The organism is Priestia sp. LL-8 (genome assembly GCF_036227845.1).
GTDB lineage: Bacteria > Bacillota > Bacilli > Bacillales > Bacillaceae_H > Priestia > Priestia zanthoxyli.
The window spans coordinates 51756-71117 of sequence record NZ_JAZAQH010000002.1 but is presented as its reverse complement, the minus strand read 5'-3'; the positions used below and the strand labels follow the sequence as shown (position 1 = coordinate 71117).

Here is a 19362-nt window from a genome sequence, read left to right as displayed (position 1 = left end):
CATTACATGCCTTGAAACAACGTATCAACGGTTATCTCTAATCGTTCATCTAGAGAAGAAACACGAATTTGCACAGGTGCTTCTCCTTCCTTCCCTTTTTCCAAATGTATAGTGCCATCTAGCAAACCAATTAACACGTGTTTCCCTTCCTTCACAATCGGTGCATAGTCCTCTAAAATACGCTCTAATTCCTTTGAAATACTCGTCATTCTTTCTCCTCCTTTTGATAGTAAGCTTCTTGTTTTTCCATCTCATGTTGTAACTTCTTGATGATGGTAGTTATTTTCACTTCAAGAAGTTTGTGAACATTTTTATTCAGTTGGTCACTAACTCCTAACATTGTTAATTCCTCTTCAAAATCACTCATGGACTGTTGCTCAATCTCTTCCACCGTTTTATTCATCGCTTTTGGTAAGTGTTCTTTTAGAGCAGTAGAAACGTTCTTATCTCCATCAAAGAACTCTTTGACTGTCTTAGTTTTATAGTTCTCATACGTTAGAGAAGTAAACAGATCATCAGCTAGTTCATCTTGTTTTTCCACTGATGGAGCTTGTGATTGAAAAGGAAAGAAATTATGAATCACCAAGGATCTTGGGTTAACTCTTTCATGTAAAGACGATATATCAATATCTAGAATCGAACGATCTGTGTTAAAGTCATCTCCAAGGTATTCCCAACGGTATTTCAAGGATGTTTTTCCAGTATTATAGATGGGATGCGCTTTGACTCTACGACGTTTTTTATCTTGCCTTTTGACAACCCGAATGACGACACTTTCTCCTTCTTTTAATTCCATTAACTCATTAGGTGTTAAAAGATGCTTGTTATCAACACCTTCAGTCTTGCTCTTATCAGTAGAAAGTCCTTTTCCACTTCGAGATGTTGAGTTAATCGTGCTTTCTCCAAGCTTTTTCGAAACCTCTTGTGCTGTATCATAGTTGTTCGTGAGAACGTAGATCGTATTCCCACAGTTTCCTTCAATTGTTGCTGCGTCATCTCCATACTTATTTTTCAGCTGCGGATATGCTTGAATAACTAAATTAAAACGTATATTTCGACCTAAACAAACGGTGATAATGTTCGACATTCCTTCAATCGCAGGCATATTTCCGAACTCATCAAGTAAAAAAATGACTTCTCGATGACACTTGTTTCCTCGTGCCAAGGAAGCATTTTTGGCAAGTATATAATACAACTGACGAACAAAAATCGATGCTATCACATGATTACTTGAATCATAGTCAGGTGTGACCATGAATATAGCAATTGGTTTTGTAAAATACGTCACTTCCTTTACATGAATGGTTGGATGCTGCTTTTCAACTGTAAATGCAGTAGTTCCTGTCTCTTTCGTGATTCTGTTAATAGAAATAACCGATTGTAGTCTGGACGAAGTAACAATTTTATCACTCAACTTTTCGGTTAGAATAATTTCATCATTTTGCTTCAAATCACTTGTAAAGTTGAGTTCGAATAATCCTTTTCCATCCGTTTTAATGGTTTCCGTTTGACCGTCTAGAAAGATGATCTCTAAGCGAGTAAGAGGTGCTGCTGTTCCTTTGATTGTTTTTCCAAAACCCACACGTTTTAAATCGACGCTGTTTTTAGAGGTCATCTTGGCAATTTCATCAAACGTAAAAATGGATAAACCATTCATTGTTTGAGTGAAAATCCCTCCTCTTGTCGTGCCTTTTGAGAAGTTCGATGTCGCATACTGCATTTTGGCTACACTTTCTGTGGGAAGCCCATCAAAATACAAATCCAACGCATTTTGCGTATCTCCTTTTTTATTAATCACAACCTCTTTAGAGCCTAACTCCGACAACATATTCGCTACTGTGTACATCGTAATTTTATGCTCTTCCTTTTCATTAATACACTTATCCGTTACAGCAAGAATCATGGCATTACATAAACTCATGGCACATTGTTGCCAGAACGGATCTTTGGCATTTGGATTGTAGTAAAGCGTATAGGATAACGTATTACACAATGCTTGGGCAGTAGAATAATCACCGTCTTTATAGGTTTCTTTTATCATTTCCAACAGGTTATAGCTCATTGATTCTAATGGATTGAGTAAGTTTAAAACTTCAATATGATACCCCCTCTTTTCAAGAATCTCTTTCGAAGCTGCAAGGATCTCAGCTTTTGGATCGTTGAGTACAAGAGCAGGTTGCTTTTCAGCCCTAGAGTATACGTCGATTGTTGGAAAAACAAACGTTTCCCCTTTCCCTGATCGTGTAATCCCAATGATTAAATTATTAACGGGTGAATCATCGATAAGTAAATATCCTCTTTTTGAAAAAAGCTTATGAGTTTTGAGAAGCTTCTCTATTCCCTTTAAAGCTCTATATTCCTTCCAATTCTGAAGGAGGTCATAGGTTTGAATACGTGAAACAGGTACACCACCTCCACCTTGATACGTTGTTGTTTTTTCAGGCACTTTTCGATATTGCTTTTTCAGTTCACTTCTTGTTGTAAATCGCCCCGATCCTTTTTGATTGTGGTTTAAATCTTTGAAGTTGGATCGAATGTGGTATGCAAATTTTGCTGTTAATAAGGCAGCCACTAAACACATCGCTCCATATAAAGGTGTGTACTGTTGAAGATGAATCTCTGTCAGAAAAGATGTTTTCAAATGAAAAGGCTGCGGTTCAAATACATCATTAAACGTTGTTTGAACGAGATTCCTCATTATGTTAAAAAGAAAATTTAAGATGAGTAGAATAGACGCAAAAAAACAAGCACTTAAAGGAATAAGTACTTGTTTTTCAGCGAACACATATTTGATGGATTTATTAGGTTGCATTTCTCATTCCCTCCTGGTCAATCTCTTCAGAAGTAGGAATGACATAATAGGCACTCGATGAAAGAGAAAAGAACGTTTGATCTCTTGCCTCATACTTATGTTGAAGGTAGCGAAAAGCCGTGTTAATGTCCCATTGCACCTCTTTCATATCCTCTTCTGTCACCATATAGGCTTCATTACAAATTAAGTCGTCTTTTTCTTGTTGAGTGAGCTTGGAGATATCAAAAGGAGGCATCGTTGGTTTCGTGCATAATCGAAACTTAAACGCATATTTCAGAAATTCGTCTGTAAGAGTGATCGAATCGGCATTTTTAAAGATAATGACAATCTGATTCTCTAAAAGAATGACATTATGAACACTGTTCGCAATACGTTGAGCATGGAGCTGAGTCGTGTAAAACGTGCCTAATTCGATTTCTAAAAATAAATCTTCTTCATAGTACTCGACCCCTACGACAAAGGCTTGCTTCTGATTGTTCACTTTTTGTTGTGTATACATCTTATTCATCCTTTCTTATAAATTTTTTAAAGCTTCTTCTTGTTTCTTTTGCTGATCCGTTAACGACTTGATTTTGTTTTCATCTTTTTTGTCTTTCTTGTTCTCTTCCTCCACTTGTTTTTTCGTTTCTTCTATATTTTTTTTCGTTTTTTCATAGGTTTCTATTTTTTGATTCAATTCTTGGCTTTGAATATGTGCTGCTGCTTCTTTGGCCTCCTTTACTTTATCTAGCTTCAGATATCCATAAGCCTTCATTTCATATCGTTTATCCGTCATGTCTACTCCTGATTGGCTCATCATATCTCCCCATCGCTGTTCGTGATAGGCAAGATCAAAAGCTCCATTTGGCGAAGGAAACGTTTGTTGGAACTCTTTTAACGCATTAACATCCCCCTTCTTTGAAATCATGCTTTCCACTACTTCTGGATGGTTTCCCTGAAGCTTAACAGCTTCTTTATACTTTTTTTGATCGACGAGAAGGTTCATATAAACGTTTTTCTGTTCGTTCGTAAGACTTTGTTCATCAATAGAAGAAAGCTGTTTTAAAGCCCCTTCTGAATCCCCTAAGAGCGCTCTTTCATATGTTCCTGTTATTTTTTGTTCAAGTTTGACTTGTTTTTGTAAATCTTGAATGGTTTCAGCTCGATCTTGAGAAGTAGCTACCGTCGAAAAACACGTTGCTGAAAGGATAAGAAGGGATAAAATCCCTCCTCCATAGATCAACCTTCGATTACGAGTAGAAAGGACAGGTGTTGGAGTCGTTTGCATATGATTCTCTTTTTCTTCCTCTAAAGAAAAAGAACCATCTGTTGTTTTCAGATGTTCCGGTACTTCCTTTTCCAATTGTTCAACAAAACTTCTCTTTCGAGCTTCCTGTATATCGTCCATTTTTAAAGAGCTTAACTTTTTCTTAATATGATCGACTACATGACGAGCATGCCCCGATCCAATGGACAATGTTCCTGCATATACCTCTTGATCTTCTTCATCGAGGATAAAAAAATCAGCATGAGTCTTTTTTCTAGTACGTCGATACTGTATTTCTAATGTTTCTGTTATCTCGCATGCTTCTGGAATCGATAACTTTTGAAATGGCTTTAACTCTTTTGTCTCACTTTTTATAAACATGACAGACAGCATGTTTCTCCATTCCTTTCATCTAAAAATGAGCATAGAAAAAAGCTATACAATCGACTGTATAGCTTTCTTAACTTCCGAATCGGATATTTGTATTTACACCTTCAGCTAATGCATAAGCACCCATGACAACCACTAACCCAACTGCGCCTCCAACAAACCATGCGATACATTTATGACGACCCCGTTCTCCACCTAAAATTAAGTGATAACCACCTATACAAAAGCCAAGAGCTGCGGCAACCATCGCAATACGCTGCAACCATTTGATAATGGACTTTCCACTTTCGATGAGGCCGTTCATACCATCTGCCGCCCCCAGGGTTAAATGCGAAGTTAACTGCGTCACATCCACGCTATTTAATAAATCTAACATGTATTTCACTCCTCTTTTTCGTTAGTTTTGTGTTACTGGAATACTTTGTGGTCTTACAGGGACTGATTCAGCTGCTTTCGGTTCGCTTTTTTCCTCCTCCTCTTCTTCACCTGTAAAGACGCTTAATGCTTGAAGAATTAAATCCTGATTTTCTTCAATAAACTGTTGGTGTTGTTGATGTAGCCAGTCATTGTATTTGTTTCCATTCACTTTTAGCAACTTTTCCACGAGGTCTTTGGATTTCTTTAATTCCTTTTGGGAGATCGTCAAGATACCACCACCTTTCAAAGCTTATCTCTTATTCTTCGAAATACAGTTCTTTAGATGTTTCGATAAAATGCGAAAGTTCTGTTTCTAATTTTGATGGATCATATTCATCTAACTCAATTTGTTGTTTTAACTCACCATCTTTATAGACAGCCAAAGTATCAGCATGTTGATCTAATCCATAGTCGTTTTGACTTTTAGAACCATCAAATTTAGGATGATGACCATCTAACTCCTTTCCTTCAACATTCTCTTGTTGCATTGCACGTTTAACATCATTCATATATAAATCACGATTTTCCTTATTAAAAGAGAACATAATAAATCCTGTACCATCTTCTTTCATAAATTTCTTCATCTGAAGAGGACTTAATTCTTCTAATTCACCATTTCCTTTCACTTCACTTGAATTGTAGGAAGAGACAAACGCTGTGCCTATTCCAAGAGCCACAACGATTCCTGCCACCGCAGAAAGTAACCATTTTTTGTTTTTCATAACCATTCTCCTTTGTTCTTAATATTCAGACATAACAAGCGATTCTGAAACCTACCGAGAGTAATATTTTACCATAGGTTTAGCGATCATCTCTGTCTTTTCAAGGCTATGAAAGGAAATATATACCCGTTTCTGGCTGGAAGGGCAAACCCTATATTGGCATGCATAGTTTCCACTAAGCCCAATAATGCACAACGTTTTCGGCATGTACGAAGAACCTCGTGTATCTACTGTTTGAAGTGTTGTCGCTTCTTCGGAGTTACCCTCACGCCATCACTCTTCACAGATCATGGATACACCGTCACTGTTTTATTGCTAGATCACCGATGAGTTTTAGGACGCACTCATCGAACCTTATCGTTATCGTATACCTTAATCCCCTTGTGATCCGTTTAGGGGAGGCACGCAATATGTAATTGTCAAGGTACCACTTCTCGTGCTCTCGGCACGTTTCAAAATCGCTTGTATGCTGCATCTAAGAACTAGCAGGTCTTTTGTAAAACTTCCTTCAATTCCTCATCTTTCTTTCTGCGCTTAGCGACGATGGTATGAGCCTGATCCATTACTGAGCGTACTTCATAATAAATATCAGCTACACGTTTGACATCGCCCGTTCCTTTTTCTACAGCTACCCCTCCTTTTAACGTATACAACTTTCCATCAAAGGTTTTGGCACTTTTCGCTCGTGCATCTGATATATCATAGAATGCTAGTCGCTTTTGTGCTTCCATGTTCATCGCCCCTTTAAGCTGTTAATTATTTAAAAACTTAGTTCATATCCTTCTGACCTGGTCAGAAAATATCTTCTAATCTAAGATCCAATGCCTCTGCGATTTTCTTCATATTTTCAAACGTTGGATATTGACGAGTCCCATTTTCAATTTGAGAAATAGTGGGTTGCGGGACTCCTGATAACTGAGCTAAATGAGTTTGGCTCCATTTCTTTTCTAACCTCTTTTCTCGTATGGTCTTTATTTCCAGCACCTCCTTGAACACAGTATATTCTATATCGAATAATTTAGTCAATTATTTTTATTCTATTTTTAATATTTTTTACCAAAAACACCTTTTGTTTATTTCTGATATAATAAAATTAAAAAATTTTGCAATTGGTGGATGAATTTATGGATCAATTTAACCTCGAACTTGGAAATAACATTAAAAGCTTTAGAAAGTCTATATTTATGTCGACTACTACATTAGCCGAGCTTTCTAATACTTCACAAGGTACGATAAGCAAGATCGAAAACGGTCATTCAACTTCTGATATTAAAACGTTAATAAGAATTTGTAAGGCATTAGGAGTTACTCTATATGACGTGCTTCCAGATGATATTTCAAAAGAATTTAAAACAGATAACCCAAATAAGGAACAACTATTTAACATTCTAAATGACTTGTCACCATCAGAAATCAAAGTCATTTTGAGCTTACTTACAACAGATATAATACCTGTATTAACTAACCTATCTCCCGTAATAAAAGCATTTGAACAACTGGGAGAAAAGGAAAGAAAGCTTTTCACAGACTTTCTAGAATCCATAAAAAGTAACTCCTAAATATAGGATATATAAGTTCTGAAAACTTGCATACTGTGATTTTTCATCACCCTATTTTGTAAATGGGGTGATATTTTTTCACCCTTTTTTAGACAAGGGGTGACGAAATATCACCCTTTTTGCAAACAAAAAAAGCGACTTGTTAATTTAACAAGTCACTTTAGGCCGCCAGTTTTCACTTTATTTATAAGATCTTTTGTATTAGATACCGATAATTTTTTGAAGATGTTTTTAAAATGTGTTTTCAGTGTATTGTCGGATTTATGTGTCTCTAGCGTAATTTTTTTACGAGAGTATCCTTTTTCAATATATTCAAAAACTTCTCTTTCTGCATTTGTTAAATCCTTAAGCTGCTCTTCTGTCTTCATACGGCGATAGTCTTTTAACAACACCTCGACTGGATTCGTTTCAGTATGGTAGGTAGAACGAATAATTTCAGGTATACGAACAGCATCCTTTTTTAAAATATAATTTGTTGCTCCGGCTGTAAAAGCTTGCTGAATAACTTCCTCGTCTGACAGAGATGTTAACATAATAACTTTAGATGTCTTGCTACGTTTTAACTCTAATGCCGTATATATCCCATCGAGATTAGCACCGGATAAATTAATATCTACAAGGAATATATCAATATTGCTTAGAGCATGAGAAAGTGTTATACCTTCTCTTTGTGTTTGGGCACACCCTACTAGCATCATGTCTTCTTCTTTTCCAATGATATTTTCCATGATACTGAGCCAATCTGGATCATCTTCAATTAGCACGACGCGAATCATGTTCTTCATATACATCATCCTTTTTCAAATGTATTGGAAATATTAGCGTGAGTGTTGTACCTTCATTGACCTTACTATCTATTTTAAGACTACCACCTGTCTTATACATGACCTCATTACACTGATTTAAGCCCATACCATAATTTTTACTTTTATTTTGTTTAGTACTAAAAAATGGATCAGTAACATGCCTTAAGTGATCTTGAGGAATACCAATTCCATTATCCGAAAAGCGCACCATTACATTCTTACTGTTTTTTTGTAAGATTGAGATCTTAATCTTTCCATTTCCCTCTACTGCTTCAATTGAATTTCTTAGTATATTTAAAAACACCTCAAATGTATGTGTTTTATCGCAAAAAACGTAAGGTTCTTTGACTGTATATACTTTAGTAACCTCTATACTCTTTTTATCCAACTCTGATTTTTCATTTTCTAAACTGGCCTCTAGAAGATCGATCAAACTATTTTTACTCTTAACAATTTTAATCTCTTGAGTCTTATGGTGCATTCGTTCTATGATCTCCATTAAATGTTTTGCACTTCTATCAATAATTTGAACAGACTTTTTAGATGAGTCATCTAAATGACTTAAATCAATAGTATGTAAGCTAGTATCAATCTTATATATCTGGTTCTTTATAGCATGATTTATTAAAGCTGCCCCCTGGTTGACTGCTTGTCTTGTTCTTTCATGTGCTTGTCTTTCATACCTAAGCTTAATTCCATTCAAAGAACCAGCTGCACTAAGAGCTTTCCAAATAAAAACAAAGAATGAAGCGACAATGAAAAAAATAATATATCGCCATTCTTGATTGCCACTATTAAATACACGCATAATATAATTTAAAATAAGAGCTGATAATATCACTGGAAACATCAGAGATAATGTTATAAATCGACTTTTTTTTTGTTGTCTGTCCTTTTCCGTAAAGTATCCATAAAGGTGAAGAATACAAGCAATAATGATATAAGGAACAGCCCAGTAGATCATGTTATCAAAATCAGGTATGATGTCAGGTACGTAGACAGTTGTCTTAAGCATAAATAGTATAGGAATTAATAACGCGCACTTTAAAACCCTTGTGATTTTGGCTTTAAGCTTTGTACTATATATAATTGCATGCATCAAAATGCCATATGGACAAAAATAGATAGAAACAAATCCCGTTATAATCCTTAAATAATATAGTAATGTGTTAATCCACTCTGAATTTATATCATTCCTATTTAAAGCAGGTATAAAAGTTTCAATGATAGCACGGGATAAACCAGCTAATGAACCACAAATCAAAAGAAATACTACCCATCTTAAAGGCGGTGATTTTGGATCATACTTATAACAGATAATCGCAAAAACACCACTCACTAGGAACAAAGTAATCATTTAGACAACCTCTTGAATAACGCTTAAGATTTCTTCTGGTTTTCTTACAATGAAATCAGGATTTGCTTCATTTAAAAGCACCTCGAAATCATACCCCCATGTCACTGATATAATTTTGATATTACTTTTCTTACAGGCTACAATGTCACGATGTTCATCACCGACAAATATAACATCTTTATTTGGTGTCTTTGTTTTTTTTATGTAATTATTGAGTGTGACATGCCTTCCAAAGAATCGATGAGAAGTAAGGATTTCTTCAAAATAATCCATCTTATTCAGTTTTAAGAATTTTCTAATATTTTCTTTCGAATTTGCGGAAACAAGAATTAACTTAAACCCTTCTTCTTTCAACTCGTGTAACACACGTTTAATGTCTCCAATTGTCTCAAGATCTGGAATCATTTCTTTGTACTTCTTTACAATATCAATCGTTAACATCGGAATTTTAAATAATGGAACATTAAACTTTTTAAAGCGTTCCTTAAATGTAATTGTACGAATATAATTGCTTTGTTCTTGAGGCATTCTATTGTACTTATATTTATCAGCAAAGCTATTAAAAAGATCAAATACTACCTGTCCTGATTCAACTAGAGTGCCATCAAAATCAAAAATAATTGTTTTAGTCATCGCTTCACTTCCACTTCATTGATAGTGTAAAAACATTGGTTATATTTACAATTTAGCTTATCAAACTTTCTTTCAGTTTCAAATAGAACACAATCCCTTTTTTTTACATTTAGTTAAAGTCTGTTTTCGGATTCATTTGACCCACATAAATGTTTATGAATTACAATTAAATGGAATTTAATTACTTTTATTGATTATTTTTACAATAAAGGAAGTTCTAAAGTCGTATATTTAATAAAAAATTAAAAGCTATTATTCTAATAGTTAAGAAAATATCAAAATCCCAATCAACCATATGTTTAAAAATTCCATATTTTAGACTTGCATTTAGATCCCCTCCCCTTTAGTTAAATTTAAGTTGAACTTAAAATCCAATAAATATAGTTATATTATTACAAACTCTCACAAGTTTAACCTTAGTTGAATTAAATGGCGACCAAATAAAAAATCACACTCAAATCCCTGAATATAGTTCAACTTCAGTTAAACTTAACAGCCACTTACTACAGATTCAGAGTTAGATTTCATCTCTTTGACTTCCTTAGCCCAAACTTAACAGCCACTTACTACAGATTCAGAGTTAGATTTCATCTCTTTGACTTCCTTAGCCCAAACTTAACAGCCACTTACTATAGATTCAGAGTTAGATTTCATCTCTTTGACTTCCTTAGCCCAAACTTAACAGCCACTTACTATAGATTCAGAGTTAGATTTCATCTCTTTAATTTCCTTAACCCAAACTTAACAGCCACTTACTATAGATTCAGAGTTAGATTTCATCTCTTTGACTTCCTTAGCCCAAACTTAACAACCACTTACTATAGATTCAGAGTTAGATTTCATCTCTTTGACTTCCTTAGCCCAACCTTAACAGCCACTTACTATAGATTTAGAGTTAGATTTCATCTCTTTGACTTCCTTAGCCCAAACTTAACAGCCACTTACTATAGATTCAGAGTTAGATTTCATCTCTTTGACTTCCTTAGCCCAAACTTAACAACCACTTACTATAGATTCAGAGTTAGGTTTCATCTCTTTGACTTCCTTAGCCCAAACTTAACAACCACTTACTATAGATTCAGAGTTAGGTTTCATCTCTTTGACTTCCTTAGCCCAAACTTAACAACCACTTACTATAGATTCAGAGTTAGGTTTCATCTCTTTGACTTCCTTAGCCCAAACTTAACAACCACTTACTATAGATTCAGAGTTAGGTTTCATCTCTTTAGTCTGTGTAAGAACTTTGTTATAATAGACTAGAACTTTAAATTATTTATTCAATCAAAATAGTAAAAACACTGTAAATCTAACATAAAATCCATCATTAAATCTCTCAAAAATCAGTGTAAGTTCTGTTATAATAACAACAAATTTGTTGTTATTATATTTGAGAAAAAAGGGGGGGTAATTTTGAAACAAGCTGAGGAAGAATTCAAATTAAGCGAAGTGATAAAGCTTACTGGTCTTTCTGATCAAACAATTAGGCGATATCAAGAGGATTTTAATATTCAAGGGATCCGAACTCAAGGTGGTCATCGTCGTTTTAAAAGAGAAGAAATTGATATGTTGCTTGAGGCTAAGAGATTAAAAGAAGAGAATGGCTATTCTATTAAGCAAATCCGTTCACATTTTAACGGAGAAACAACATCTGAGATGTTGGAAAAGAATGAGCCCATGAAAACAGTTTTTGAGAAGAAGATAGTAGATTTAGAAGAACAATTAGCAGAAGCAACTGAGAAAATTGATTCTATGGTTCAGGTTTTAACAACATTTATGAAACAAAGTGGACAAACAAATCAAGAGATTCTATCTCAATTTCAAGATGTACTAAAGGCACTCCCAGAAACATCTGCAACCACAGATAACCAAAGAATATTAGAAAAAGAGCAACGTCTAAACGAATTGAAAATTAGAAACAAACTAAGAAAAGAAGCAATTCAAAAATGGGGTACTTTACCTGAAGAGGATCGTACTATAACTGTGAAAACTGGCCTATTTAGCTTCAAGAAGGAAGAAGATTATAATAAAAAACGATCTTTCATAGAGGACTATATAAGCGAACACTTAGTAGATCGACTTGAAAAAGAGTATGATATTCAATAAAATTAATAATTAATCTGATTTTAAATAAATGTGAAATAGAGAGAAGGAAAGAGGCATTGAACTTAGTTAAGCTAAATTAACTAAGTTCAATGCCTCTTTTGATACTATAAATTTAGAAGATCCTTTGTAAACAAAATAAAAGACAACCTTTTACATGCTGATTAAAAGTAGAGATAGATTTTGTTTTATAAGCAAATATTTGTTTAATTATTTATTACTTAAATAAAAAAGATTAGCCTAAAATACTCGTTTTGATATATTTTGCTAATTTTTATTGAATTATGAGACTAGTTAACGCTATAATAAAACTAACAAAAATGACCGGAATAGAAAAAAGACTTCAACTGTTTAAGAAGTGTTGGTAGCACTCTTAAACCGTTCCCCCTAGTTACGGTAGGGAAAACACTTGTCGAAGTCTCTTGTTAATAGATTTAGTTTTTCTATAAAATAAAACTTATGGTTTTATTTTATATGAAATAGCTATCTATTTCAAGGGCTTAGTTCATCAAAATCACGACATTGTTTTCCTTTTTCCAGGGAAACAGTGTCTTTTTTTGTTCCTTAAAGGAGAAGATGAACAAATGACAAAAATATTAACCTGCTATTTAAGAGATGTAGACACCTTCAACGGACGGTTTAAGTGGTTATGGAAGAACAAATCCACACTTCGGAAAAAGAAAGAAGAGTTTTTAGAAATTATCCGTACTCATTACAAACAGAACCAATCAGCCATACATAAAGAATTTCCTAAAAAAAGAATGGAAATGCTCGATCATGTCATCTATAACCTAGTGGCTACAGGCATCCAGGCCATTCGTTCTGAAACGCTCATGAAGAAATTTGAAGTTTCTAAAAGTACGGTTTCTCGTTTTGTACGTTCGTTAAAAGCGACGCCGTTTGTCCTTGTAGCACGTTACATTAAAGAGGATGCAACAGGTACTCACCCTGATAGCTATGTATTTATTCTTAAAAGTCATAAGAACTTTAATCGGATTTGCGACGAAATCTTTTTTGCCCATGATACAACAGGTATACAAACGGTCCAACAAGAAGAAATGACAACTCCTGTGACGCTTCCTGTGATGTCTCCAGAAAGTGCAGAAAACGTTGATACACCAAGCTTAGAGACTGATAAATCACCTGGTGCCTTTATTAACCTTGATTTACCTGTAAATCATATAAATAATCATTTAATGTCTGCTTCACAGTCATTTACCTATATCAAAGGTGTTCCTAAGAAAGTCAATCAAGTCTATGCAGGTAAGTATGGTCATCAATTAAAAGACTTTTATGCTCGCATTCAAAATGCTGCAAAAACGGTCAAACGGGATACAGAGATTGATATTACCAAAGGGCAAGTACATGAAATTGCGTATACATCTATTATTGCATTAGACAAATATGTACATGAAGCTAATCATAAAGGCAATTCTTTGTCCTTAGATAATATGTGCCAATTACTCTATAAAATTGCGAAAAACCAATTCTATCAGTTGGTAGATCCTAAAAACCAGGATTATTTATCAGTATATCCAACTCATGAGGAAGTTATACATAAAGAAGAGTCATCAACAAAATTGTTTATACCAAAACATATTATCCGTAAAGAAATCGTTCCTGATTGGTTAGAGGCTGAGCAGGATCAAGAGAAGGGTACAAAAAAAGTAGAAATATCTTTAGAACAACAGCTTGAAATGATTCAGTTAAAGCAAGACTTAGGGCAAGAACTTACACCAGAAGAGGAATACTTGCTGCAAGAACATTGCTCTACGTACAGTTCATTAGAAATGGCGGAACTGAAACAAGATTTAAGACAAGCATTAACACCTGAGGAGCAAGACTTATTGCATCAATATGCTAAATTAAAGGAACCAGCTTCTTAATTTTTAAAAATAGTTAAAGCATAGCAAGGACTTTCACTATTTCTAACGTATTCAGTGTTTTAAGAGAGGACTTGGCAGGATTTAAACCTGCAAGACGCCAAAGTTGTATAGTGTAATACGACTGGCTGCTCTGCCATTGAGCTACAAGTCCACACTACAAGTATGCACATGGTCTCTGGTTATATGTACGACACGGGAAAATGTAAAAAGTGAAGAAATCCCTTAGAAGCTAAATTATTATTAGGATATGTTTATTTAGAACACTGTTCTAAATAATAAATAAATCTATATCTACGCAGGAGGAGCACATTATGCCACATAAAATTACGTTAACTGGATCAGCCACAGGACCACTACGAGAATACGATCGCTATGTTGCCTTTGATATGCGTGAAAAAGGATCACCATCTGCGCCTAAAGGCTTGAAGAAGAGTACGTTTATTTCGTACACGGTATTTGTTGCAAAGAAGGCTTTTAACAAAACAGGTCTCACGAAAAAAAGTATTATGAATGAAAAAATCTTAATTCAAGGAGAACCGACTTTAGACATTCCTATTGATGAATGCCCTGGTGAAGTAGGTGTAATCTGCTTCCAGATTACCGTTCTCCCGAATAAGAAAGACAAAGAAGACAATGAACCAAACGATAAAAAAGAGGCCAAACAAGAGGCTTCTGCAGCGCAACAAGAAGTTGCTGCTACCAAACAGGAAGAAAAACCGGCACCTACTTCTCAACCTGCAGCAAATGAAGAGAAGAAAGCTGAAAAAGTACAGACAGAAGTGAAGGAGACACCTATTCAAGAGAAAAAGGTGGAGCCACAAAAGAAACAAATAACAAATCAGCCAAAAGGGACACAAGATCTTCTAAGTTTCGACGAAATCATCGTACCTGAAGAGTTCTTAAAGACACGTCCAAACCCTCAAAAAACACAAAAGGTCATTGATTTTGTGAAACGTACAGGGCGTCTCGATGAGCCATTAACGATTGAAAAAGGATCGAATATCTTGAAAGATGGTTACCGTCGTTATATTGTGGCCAAAACCGTTAAAATGGATAAAGTTCCAGTTATGTATGAATATCAGAAGTAGGAATGAGCATGAATACAAACAATGAAACAAAAGAGGGACAGAAAAATAATTCAGATACTGGGGAATCTATATTTAATTTTTTTAAGGGGAAATTTATCAGTGCGGACTTAACTATCTTGTTAAGCATAAGTAGCTTAATTTCTTATGGTATTTATTATTTGTATCAATGGATGTTTCTCGACTATTATCACATTGATAAGCAGTTTATAGATTTTAGTAAACAAGGTATATCTAGTATTATCATTCTTCTTGTACTTATAACAACTTTACTTCTTCTTGTAATTAGTTTATCGAAGGAGCCTAAGTTTTTTAAGTATAATAAACGCTTTAAAATCGCTGTTAAAACCATGTATGTATTGATGATAAGTATTAATGTACTGGAAGCATTTTTTGTTTTATTTATGGATGGTTGGGAAGCTTTTAGTAATAAAATGATTGTATCGGCTATTTTAGTAATACCAGTTGCAATCATTATAGTATTTGATGACTTAAAAAAACTGAAACCAGCTTCCCTAATATTTTTAAGTACGGCATTTATTATAGGAGTAGCCTCTATATTTGGAGAGTATCGTGCTAGCACCAAAACTAATTATTATGTTGTAAGTAAAGATGAACAAAAATATGTTGTTATAGCTCCTTATGATAAACAATTTATTATTGCCCCAGTAGATCTTGATAAAAAAGTCATACTACCACAATTTCAATTTATCGATCAGAAATCTGGAAAAGATGACAGGGTTGAACTTACTCCTGTTCATACAGGGAAATTAGACGTGAAAAATCTTACTGAAGATGAATTGAAATAACAAGCATGTGCAATGAGTGAGCCTCCAGCCTTTTATTTTTCGTAAAATGAACTGCATATTCGCAACAAAGACCGCCCATTATGTATCAGTTTATAAGGCGGTCTTAATTGTATTCATGCTATATGTTTATGACCAAAATATCGACACTATTCTAAAAAGACGTCAGGTGAAAAAGGAAATGGCCAAAATCGCTGCAACACACGCCAAATAGATATTACCACTCCAATCCCTCTTTTCCTTTTCATGCACCGCATAGCTATTATAAGAACCTTCAATCGGCTCTATTTTAAGTTTTCGTTGTACTTCAGCTTCTTTATCTAAAATCAAGTCTAATTCCTCCATTGTTTGATAATTGTAAAGTAGGAATCTCCCTTGATCGTCTCTCAATCGGTTGCTGACGTCTCGTAATTCGTGCTGCCTTTTCATTGTTAGAGAACTGTTGGTTGGGTTGAGTAGTTGTTCCAGAGATTGATTGGCCGTCTGTTGATGTTCCAAGTAATGTAGAAGTGCTTGTAGACGTTCCTTTTCTCTCAAAGTCATCATGTTCTCTTCCTCCTTTCTCTTCGATGTTAGGCTCTTGTTCCATCCATAACGGGTGGGAAGAAGGCTGCCATGGTGAGGAGGGGAGAGGGACGTCACTCATTTTATACTGACTCATTAATGCTAAGAAAATAGGGTTGTGCGCTGCTGTAAAAAGCGCACACCTCATAATTTGATTTCGGTCTAATTCGGTAGCCTGAAATAGACTATCCACATAGGTACGATAAATGGAATGATACCGCACAGTTGGTCGATAGGTGTCTACACGATTTTTCGGCTTCTTATTTTTCTTCATACGCGTTTTTCTCTTTTAGAATGACCTCTAACCTCTGCTTACCTTCTAACGTTAAATAGACGTCTTTTCGATTCAATAACGCGATTGCTAATTCTTTTGTCATTTCATTCGCTCCATTCCCGATGATTTAAGTTGACGTCTCTTTCTGACGTCTTAATTTATGATATGAGCTAATGCTTGTCCTATATGTTGTTTTTTTGCCAAAGTTTAAAAAAACAACATATAGGACATACTGGGTCTAAAAAGGAGTTATAGTAATGTTAGGCTTGGGAAAACAAAGAACACGTTTTGGAAGATGGTTAGATAAACAAGAAGATATAAATCAATTAGGACTAGAACAAGCAACAAATCTGAGCCGTCATACGATTTCAAGGTTGTGTAACGATAAGAAGTACATACCCAAATTTTCAACTGTACATAAAATAAATAGAGGATTAAAGAGATTAAAGAAAGATGTAAAAGTAGAAGATTTTCTACAAATGTAAATAGACAATGCTATAATTTCTTTGAAATGATACGTAAATTTTTTAAGCACTTCAACGTAGCAGAAAAGCCTACTTGTATAAGAACAAGTAGGCTTTTCATATTCAATTGAATGCTTAAAAGTATAACTCCTATTTACTTCTTATTATGATTAGGTGTTTTTAAGAGCTTTCACTGTAAATGAAGTTAGATAGATAATGAGAGAAGTTTCTTTCTGTTTAGTTGGTGAGAAAAATACTTAAGGTGGTCAAAATCATCCTGAGAAATAGTTGATTGTTGACTCAAAGTGTTTTTTACATCTACTAATATACATAGGTCGTGTAATTCATGATCAGTGAAGATACCTTGTAGAAGATTTAATCGAAATAATAAGGGGAGATTATCGGAGAGTTGAGTTCCACCTTCAGCGAAAAAAATTTGTCGCCATAAATGTCCATAATATGTGGTCATTTCTTTTTCTATTATACTGGCAAGTGTTATTTCAATATCAAACAGCAAGACATACGATTCAAATAAGAGCTCTTTCTTCATTCACATGCCCCCTTTATAAGATTTTAAAAACAGTCAAACTACAGTTACCACCGAGCTCAAGCTAAATTGGATTGTGTAGTATAGAAACACCTTTCACAACAAATAATTTGTTGCTTATCTTCTACATCCATCACTTTTTAGTTGTTTGCCTGTGACATAATATCTGAAAACACCTCTCTTTCAAGCTAATTGTACATATTGGGAATTTAGAATTAACTATATGTAGTAGCTTGATCATAAGGTCCACTTCTCCTAAAATGTCAATCTCACCTAATTCTTAAAATAGCACATTTCATTACTATTTACCTCCATTTTGTTACTTATCTTTACTTATAACATGACTTTTATCACCTTTATAAGTAAAAATATTCAAATTTATTTGTATTAACAGATGGATTCATGTAGTAAAATTAATTTTGCTATAAATGAACAATACAAGTAAAAATACATTTATCAAAAGGGGATAAAATAATGAAGAGCCGTGTTATCAAGATTGTTTCTTCGCTCGCTATAGGAATAGGGATTGCTGCAGCTCCAGCTTCATCCTACGCAGCAACACCTAAAACCATGAAAGTACACTACATCGATGTAGGCCAGGGGGATAGTATCTATATTAAAGCCCCTAATGGTGAGGACATTGTTATTGATGGGGGAAACAAGGGAAAAGGAAATGAAGTTGTAAATTATTTAAAGAAACAAAAAGTTGATGATATAGAAGTATTAATTTCTACTCACCCTGATGCTGATCATATTGGTGGGTTAGATGAAGTTATTAATGCATTTAAAGTAGAAAATGTTTATGCACCGAAAGTAAGTAATAACACTCAAGCTTACAAAGACTTTTTGAATGCTGTTAAAAAGAAAAAATTAAAGATTCAAACAGCACAAGCAGGCGTAAAGTTACCTGTTAAAGATGTAAATGCTCAAATTGTAGGGCCTACCAAAACATATGCCAACAGTGATTTAAATGACTGGAGTGCTGTTGTCCATATGGCTTACAAAAAGAATACATTTTTATTTACAGGTGATGCTGAAACAAAAGCAGAAGCAGACATGATTAACGCAAAGAAAACACTACGTGCAGATGTGCTTAAAGTAGGCCACCATGGTGCCAAAACGTCTACAAGTAAGAGTTTCTTAGATGCTGTAAAACCTAAGTATGCGGTCATCAGCGTTGGTAAAAATAGCTATGGACACCCTACTTCTCAAGTTGTGAACTTACTAAAAAATTCAAAAGCAAGTATTTTGCGAACAGACCAAAGTGGTACAATTATTATTACAGGCGATGGAACATCTTATTCTGTTAAAAAATCGAGGTAATTATGAAAAAGATAAAAGGGATTATTGATCGATTTGAAGAGGGATTTGCTGTTGTTGAAATTGAAGGAAAGACAAAAGATTATCCTAAAGATATCTTTCCCAAGAATACACAAGTTGGAGATGTCGTTTATATTACGGGAGATAAGGTTGAGATTGATAAAAGTGAAACGAAAAAGCTGGCAAAAGAAATTGAAGATTTAATGAATGAAGTTTGGGAAGATTAAACTCCCTTGCTAATTGTATACACAGTATATAGATACCATATGATTCAAAAAGCCGATAGTTACCTTTTCGGCTTTTTTGTTATGGCGTGTTACCCTCTACAAATCTTTTGAAGGTGCTCTATTCACCGTAGTTGGAATTGCTATAAA

Annotated in this window: 23 protein-coding genes and 1 pseudogene; 8 read left to right on the top strand and 16 right to left on the bottom strand. The window is 34.5% G+C overall.

Annotated features, from left to right (window positions below; all coding sequences use genetic code 11):
- Positions 1-2: 2 nt before the first annotated feature.
- The 9 genes from U9R83_RS26775 to U9R83_RS26735 all read right to left on the bottom strand — a co-directional run bounded on the left by U9R83_RS26775 (position 3) and on the right by U9R83_RS26735 (position 6571).
- Positions 3-209, bottom strand: coding sequence for a hypothetical protein (locus tag U9R83_RS26775; protein ID WP_328575505.1), 207 nt, complete (start codon positions 207-209; stop codon positions 3-5).
- On the bottom strand, positions 206-2812 hold the full coding sequence (locus U9R83_RS26770) for a VirD4-like conjugal transfer protein, CD1115 family (RefSeq protein ID WP_328575504.1): 2607 nt from the start codon (positions 2810-2812) through the stop codon (positions 206-208). The genes U9R83_RS26775 and U9R83_RS26770 overlap by 4 nt, the downstream gene beginning before the upstream one ends.
- A complete protein-coding gene (locus U9R83_RS26765; RefSeq protein ID WP_328575503.1) occupies positions 2802-3311 on the bottom strand; it encodes a hypothetical protein in 510 nt (169 codons plus the stop codon). The genes U9R83_RS26770 and U9R83_RS26765 overlap by 11 nt, the downstream gene beginning before the upstream one ends.
- 15 nt (positions 3312-3326) lie before the next feature.
- A complete protein-coding gene (locus U9R83_RS26760; RefSeq protein WP_328575502.1) occupies positions 3327-4451 on the bottom strand; it encodes a hypothetical protein in 1125 nt (374 codons plus the stop codon).
- A 67-nt stretch (positions 4452-4518) separates the two neighbouring features.
- A complete protein-coding gene (locus tag U9R83_RS26755; RefSeq protein WP_099331424.1) occupies positions 4519-4824 on the bottom strand; it encodes a hypothetical protein in 306 nt (101 codons plus the stop codon).
- A gap of 21 nt (positions 4825-4845) precedes the next feature.
- On the bottom strand, positions 4846-5094 hold the full coding sequence (locus U9R83_RS26750) for a hypothetical protein (protein ID WP_328575501.1): 249 nt from the start codon (positions 5092-5094) through the stop codon (positions 4846-4848).
- Positions 5095-5122: 28 nt separating this feature from the next.
- Positions 5123-5587, bottom strand: a complete 465-nt coding sequence (locus U9R83_RS26745) for a hypothetical protein (protein ID WP_328575500.1) — start codon at positions 5585-5587, stop codon at positions 5123-5125.
- A gap of 482 nt (positions 5588-6069) precedes the next feature.
- Positions 6070-6318, bottom strand: a complete 249-nt coding sequence (locus U9R83_RS26740) for a hypothetical protein (protein ID WP_029325370.1) — start codon at positions 6316-6318, stop codon at positions 6070-6072.
- A gap of 61 nt (positions 6319-6379) precedes the next feature.
- Positions 6380-6571 (bottom strand): helix-turn-helix transcriptional regulator, encoded by a 192-nt coding sequence (locus U9R83_RS26735; RefSeq protein ID WP_328575561.1) that lies wholly within the window; start codon positions 6569-6571, stop codon positions 6380-6382.
- 140 nt (positions 6572-6711) lie between these two features.
- Between U9R83_RS26735 and U9R83_RS26730 the strand changes: the two genes are divergently transcribed.
- Positions 6712-7146, top strand: a complete 435-nt coding sequence (locus U9R83_RS26730; protein WP_280157778.1) for a helix-turn-helix domain-containing protein — start codon at positions 6712-6714, stop codon at positions 7144-7146.
- 155 nt (positions 7147-7301) lie between these two features.
- Here the strand turns inward: U9R83_RS26730 and U9R83_RS26725 are convergent, their stop codons facing one another.
- Genes U9R83_RS26725 through U9R83_RS26715 form a run of 3 tightly spaced genes read right to left on the bottom strand, consistent with a single transcriptional unit; the run spans position 7302 to position 9942 of the window.
- On the bottom strand, positions 7302-7931 hold the full coding sequence (locus U9R83_RS26725; protein ID WP_221816256.1) for a response regulator transcription factor: 630 nt from the start codon (positions 7929-7931) through the stop codon (positions 7302-7304).
- Positions 7900-9309 (bottom strand): sensor histidine kinase, encoded by a 1410-nt coding sequence (locus tag U9R83_RS26720; protein WP_221816255.1) that lies wholly within the window; start codon positions 9307-9309, stop codon positions 7900-7902. Before U9R83_RS26720 ends, U9R83_RS26725 begins: the two co-directional genes overlap by 32 nt.
- Positions 9310-9942, bottom strand: a complete 633-nt coding sequence (locus U9R83_RS26715) for an HAD-IA family hydrolase (protein ID WP_328575499.1) — start codon at positions 9940-9942, stop codon at positions 9310-9312.
- Between the two features lie 1410 nt (positions 9943-11352).
- Between U9R83_RS26715 and U9R83_RS26710 the strand changes: the two genes are divergently transcribed.
- Both U9R83_RS26710 and U9R83_RS26705 read left to right on the top strand, forming a co-directional pair.
- Complete coding sequence (locus tag U9R83_RS26710) at positions 11353-12045, top strand: helix-turn-helix domain-containing protein (RefSeq protein WP_189643536.1); 693 nt, start codon at positions 11353-11355, stop codon at positions 12043-12045.
- Positions 12046-12626: 581 nt separating this feature from the next.
- Entirely contained in the window at positions 12627-13928 is a 1302-nt protein-coding gene (locus tag U9R83_RS26705) for a replication protein (RefSeq protein WP_226701722.1), read from the top strand.
- Between the two features lie 66 nt (positions 13929-13994).
- On the opposite strand, the pseudogene U9R83_RS26700 reads toward U9R83_RS26705, so the two are convergent.
- A pseudogene (locus U9R83_RS26700) lies at positions 13995-14079 on the bottom strand.
- A 160-nt stretch (positions 14080-14239) separates the two neighbouring features.
- On the opposite strand from U9R83_RS26700, the gene U9R83_RS26695 reads away from it, so the two are divergent.
- A complete protein-coding gene (locus U9R83_RS26695) occupies positions 14240-15016 on the top strand; it encodes a plasmid stabilization protein (RefSeq protein ID WP_328575498.1) in 777 nt (258 codons plus the stop codon).
- Between the two features lie 8 nt (positions 15017-15024).
- Positions 15025-15822, top strand: coding sequence for a hypothetical protein (locus U9R83_RS26690; protein WP_328575497.1), 798 nt, complete (start codon positions 15025-15027; stop codon positions 15820-15822).
- Positions 15823-15984: 162 nt separating this feature from the next.
- Here the strand turns inward: U9R83_RS26690 and U9R83_RS26685 are convergent, their stop codons facing one another.
- Together U9R83_RS26685 and U9R83_RS26680 are read right to left on the bottom strand one after the other, a co-directional pair.
- A complete protein-coding gene (locus U9R83_RS26685) occupies positions 15985-16149 on the bottom strand; it encodes a hypothetical protein (protein WP_226701719.1) in 165 nt (54 codons plus the stop codon).
- Complete coding sequence (locus tag U9R83_RS26680; RefSeq protein WP_328575496.1) at positions 16136-16657, bottom strand: hypothetical protein; 522 nt, start codon at positions 16655-16657, stop codon at positions 16136-16138. Before U9R83_RS26680 ends, U9R83_RS26685 begins: the two co-directional genes overlap by 14 nt.
- Before the next feature lie 257 nt (positions 16658-16914).
- Between U9R83_RS26680 and U9R83_RS26675 the strand changes: the two genes are divergently transcribed.
- On the top strand, positions 16915-17142 hold the full coding sequence (locus tag U9R83_RS26675) for a helix-turn-helix domain-containing protein (RefSeq protein WP_208757687.1): 228 nt from the start codon (positions 16915-16917) through the stop codon (positions 17140-17142).
- A gap of 184 nt (positions 17143-17326) precedes the next feature.
- Here the strand turns inward: U9R83_RS26675 and U9R83_RS26670 are convergent, their stop codons facing one another.
- The gene (locus tag U9R83_RS26670) at positions 17327-17671 is read right to left on the bottom strand and encodes a hypothetical protein (protein ID WP_328575495.1); all 345 of its coding nucleotides are present in this window, start codon (positions 17669-17671) and stop codon (positions 17327-17329) included.
- A 567-nt stretch (positions 17672-18238) separates the two neighbouring features.
- On the opposite strand from U9R83_RS26670, the gene U9R83_RS26665 reads away from it, so the two are divergent.
- Both U9R83_RS26665 and U9R83_RS26660 read left to right on the top strand, forming a co-directional pair.
- Positions 18239-18991 carry a ComEC/Rec2 family competence protein gene (locus U9R83_RS26665; RefSeq protein WP_442956759.1) on the top strand — a complete coding sequence of 251 codons (753 nt, stop codon included), beginning with the start codon at positions 18239-18241 and terminating at the stop codon, positions 18989-18991.
- A 2-nt stretch (positions 18992-18993) separates the two neighbouring features.
- Positions 18994-19215, top strand: a complete 222-nt coding sequence (locus tag U9R83_RS26660; protein WP_209369453.1) for a DUF3006 domain-containing protein — start codon at positions 18994-18996, stop codon at positions 19213-19215.
- The last annotated feature ends 147 nt before the right edge of the window (positions 19216-19362 follow it).

Coding starts and splice junctions, on each gene's coding strand:
- U9R83_RS26775 (WP_328575505.1), bottom strand. CDS start 209: ATGACGAGTATTTCAAAGGAATTAGAGCGTATTTTAGAGGACTATGCA.
- U9R83_RS26770 (WP_328575504.1), bottom strand. CDS start 2,812: ATGCAACCTAATAAATCCATCAAATATGTGTTCGCTGAAAAACAAGTA.
- U9R83_RS26765 (WP_328575503.1), bottom strand. CDS start 3,311: ATGTATACACAACAAAAAGTGAACAATCAGAAGCAAGCCTTTGTCGTA.
- U9R83_RS26760 (WP_328575502.1), bottom strand. CDS start 4,451: ATGCTGTCTGTCATGTTTATAAAAAGTGAGACAAAAGAGTTAAAGCCA.
- U9R83_RS26755 (WP_099331424.1), bottom strand. CDS start 4,824: ATGTTAGATTTATTAAATAGCGTGGATGTGACGCAGTTAACTTCGCAT.
- U9R83_RS26745 (WP_328575500.1), bottom strand. CDS start 5,587: ATGAAAAACAAAAAATGGTTACTTTCTGCGGTGGCAGGAATCGTTGTG.
- U9R83_RS26740 (WP_029325370.1), bottom strand. CDS start 6,318: ATGGAAGCACAAAAGCGACTAGCATTCTATGATATATCAGATGCACGA.
- U9R83_RS26730 (WP_280157778.1), top strand. CDS start 6,712: ATGGATCAATTTAACCTCGAACTTGGAAATAACATTAAAAGCTTTAGA.
- U9R83_RS26725 (WP_221816256.1), bottom strand. CDS start 7,931: ATGAAGAACATGATTCGCGTCGTGCTAATTGAAGATGATCCAGATTGG.
- U9R83_RS26720 (WP_221816255.1), bottom strand. CDS start 9,309: ATGATTACTTTGTTCCTAGTGAGTGGTGTTTTTGCGATTATCTGTTAT.
- U9R83_RS26715 (WP_328575499.1), bottom strand. CDS start 9,942: ATGACTAAAACAATTATTTTTGATTTTGATGGCACTCTAGTTGAATCA.
- U9R83_RS26705 (WP_226701722.1), top strand. CDS start 12,627: ATGACAAAAATATTAACCTGCTATTTAAGAGATGTAGACACCTTCAAC.
- U9R83_RS26695 (WP_328575498.1), top strand. CDS start 14,240: ATGCCACATAAAATTACGTTAACTGGATCAGCCACAGGACCACTACGA.
- U9R83_RS26690 (WP_328575497.1), top strand. CDS start 15,025: ATGAATACAAACAATGAAACAAAAGAGGGACAGAAAAATAATTCAGAT.
- U9R83_RS26680 (WP_328575496.1), bottom strand. CDS start 16,657: ATGAAGAAAAATAAGAAGCCGAAAAATCGTGTAGACACCTATCGACCA.
- U9R83_RS26675 (WP_208757687.1), top strand. CDS start 16,915: ATGTTAGGCTTGGGAAAACAAAGAACACGTTTTGGAAGATGGTTAGAT.
- U9R83_RS26670 (WP_328575495.1), bottom strand. CDS start 17,671: ATGAAGAAAGAGCTCTTATTTGAATCGTATGTCTTGCTGTTTGATATT.
- U9R83_RS26665 (WP_442956759.1), top strand. CDS start 18,239: ATGAAAGTACACTACATCGATGTAGGCCAGGGGGATAGTATCTATATT.
- U9R83_RS26660 (WP_209369453.1), top strand. CDS start 18,994: ATGAAAAAGATAAAAGGGATTATTGATCGATTTGAAGAGGGATTTGCT.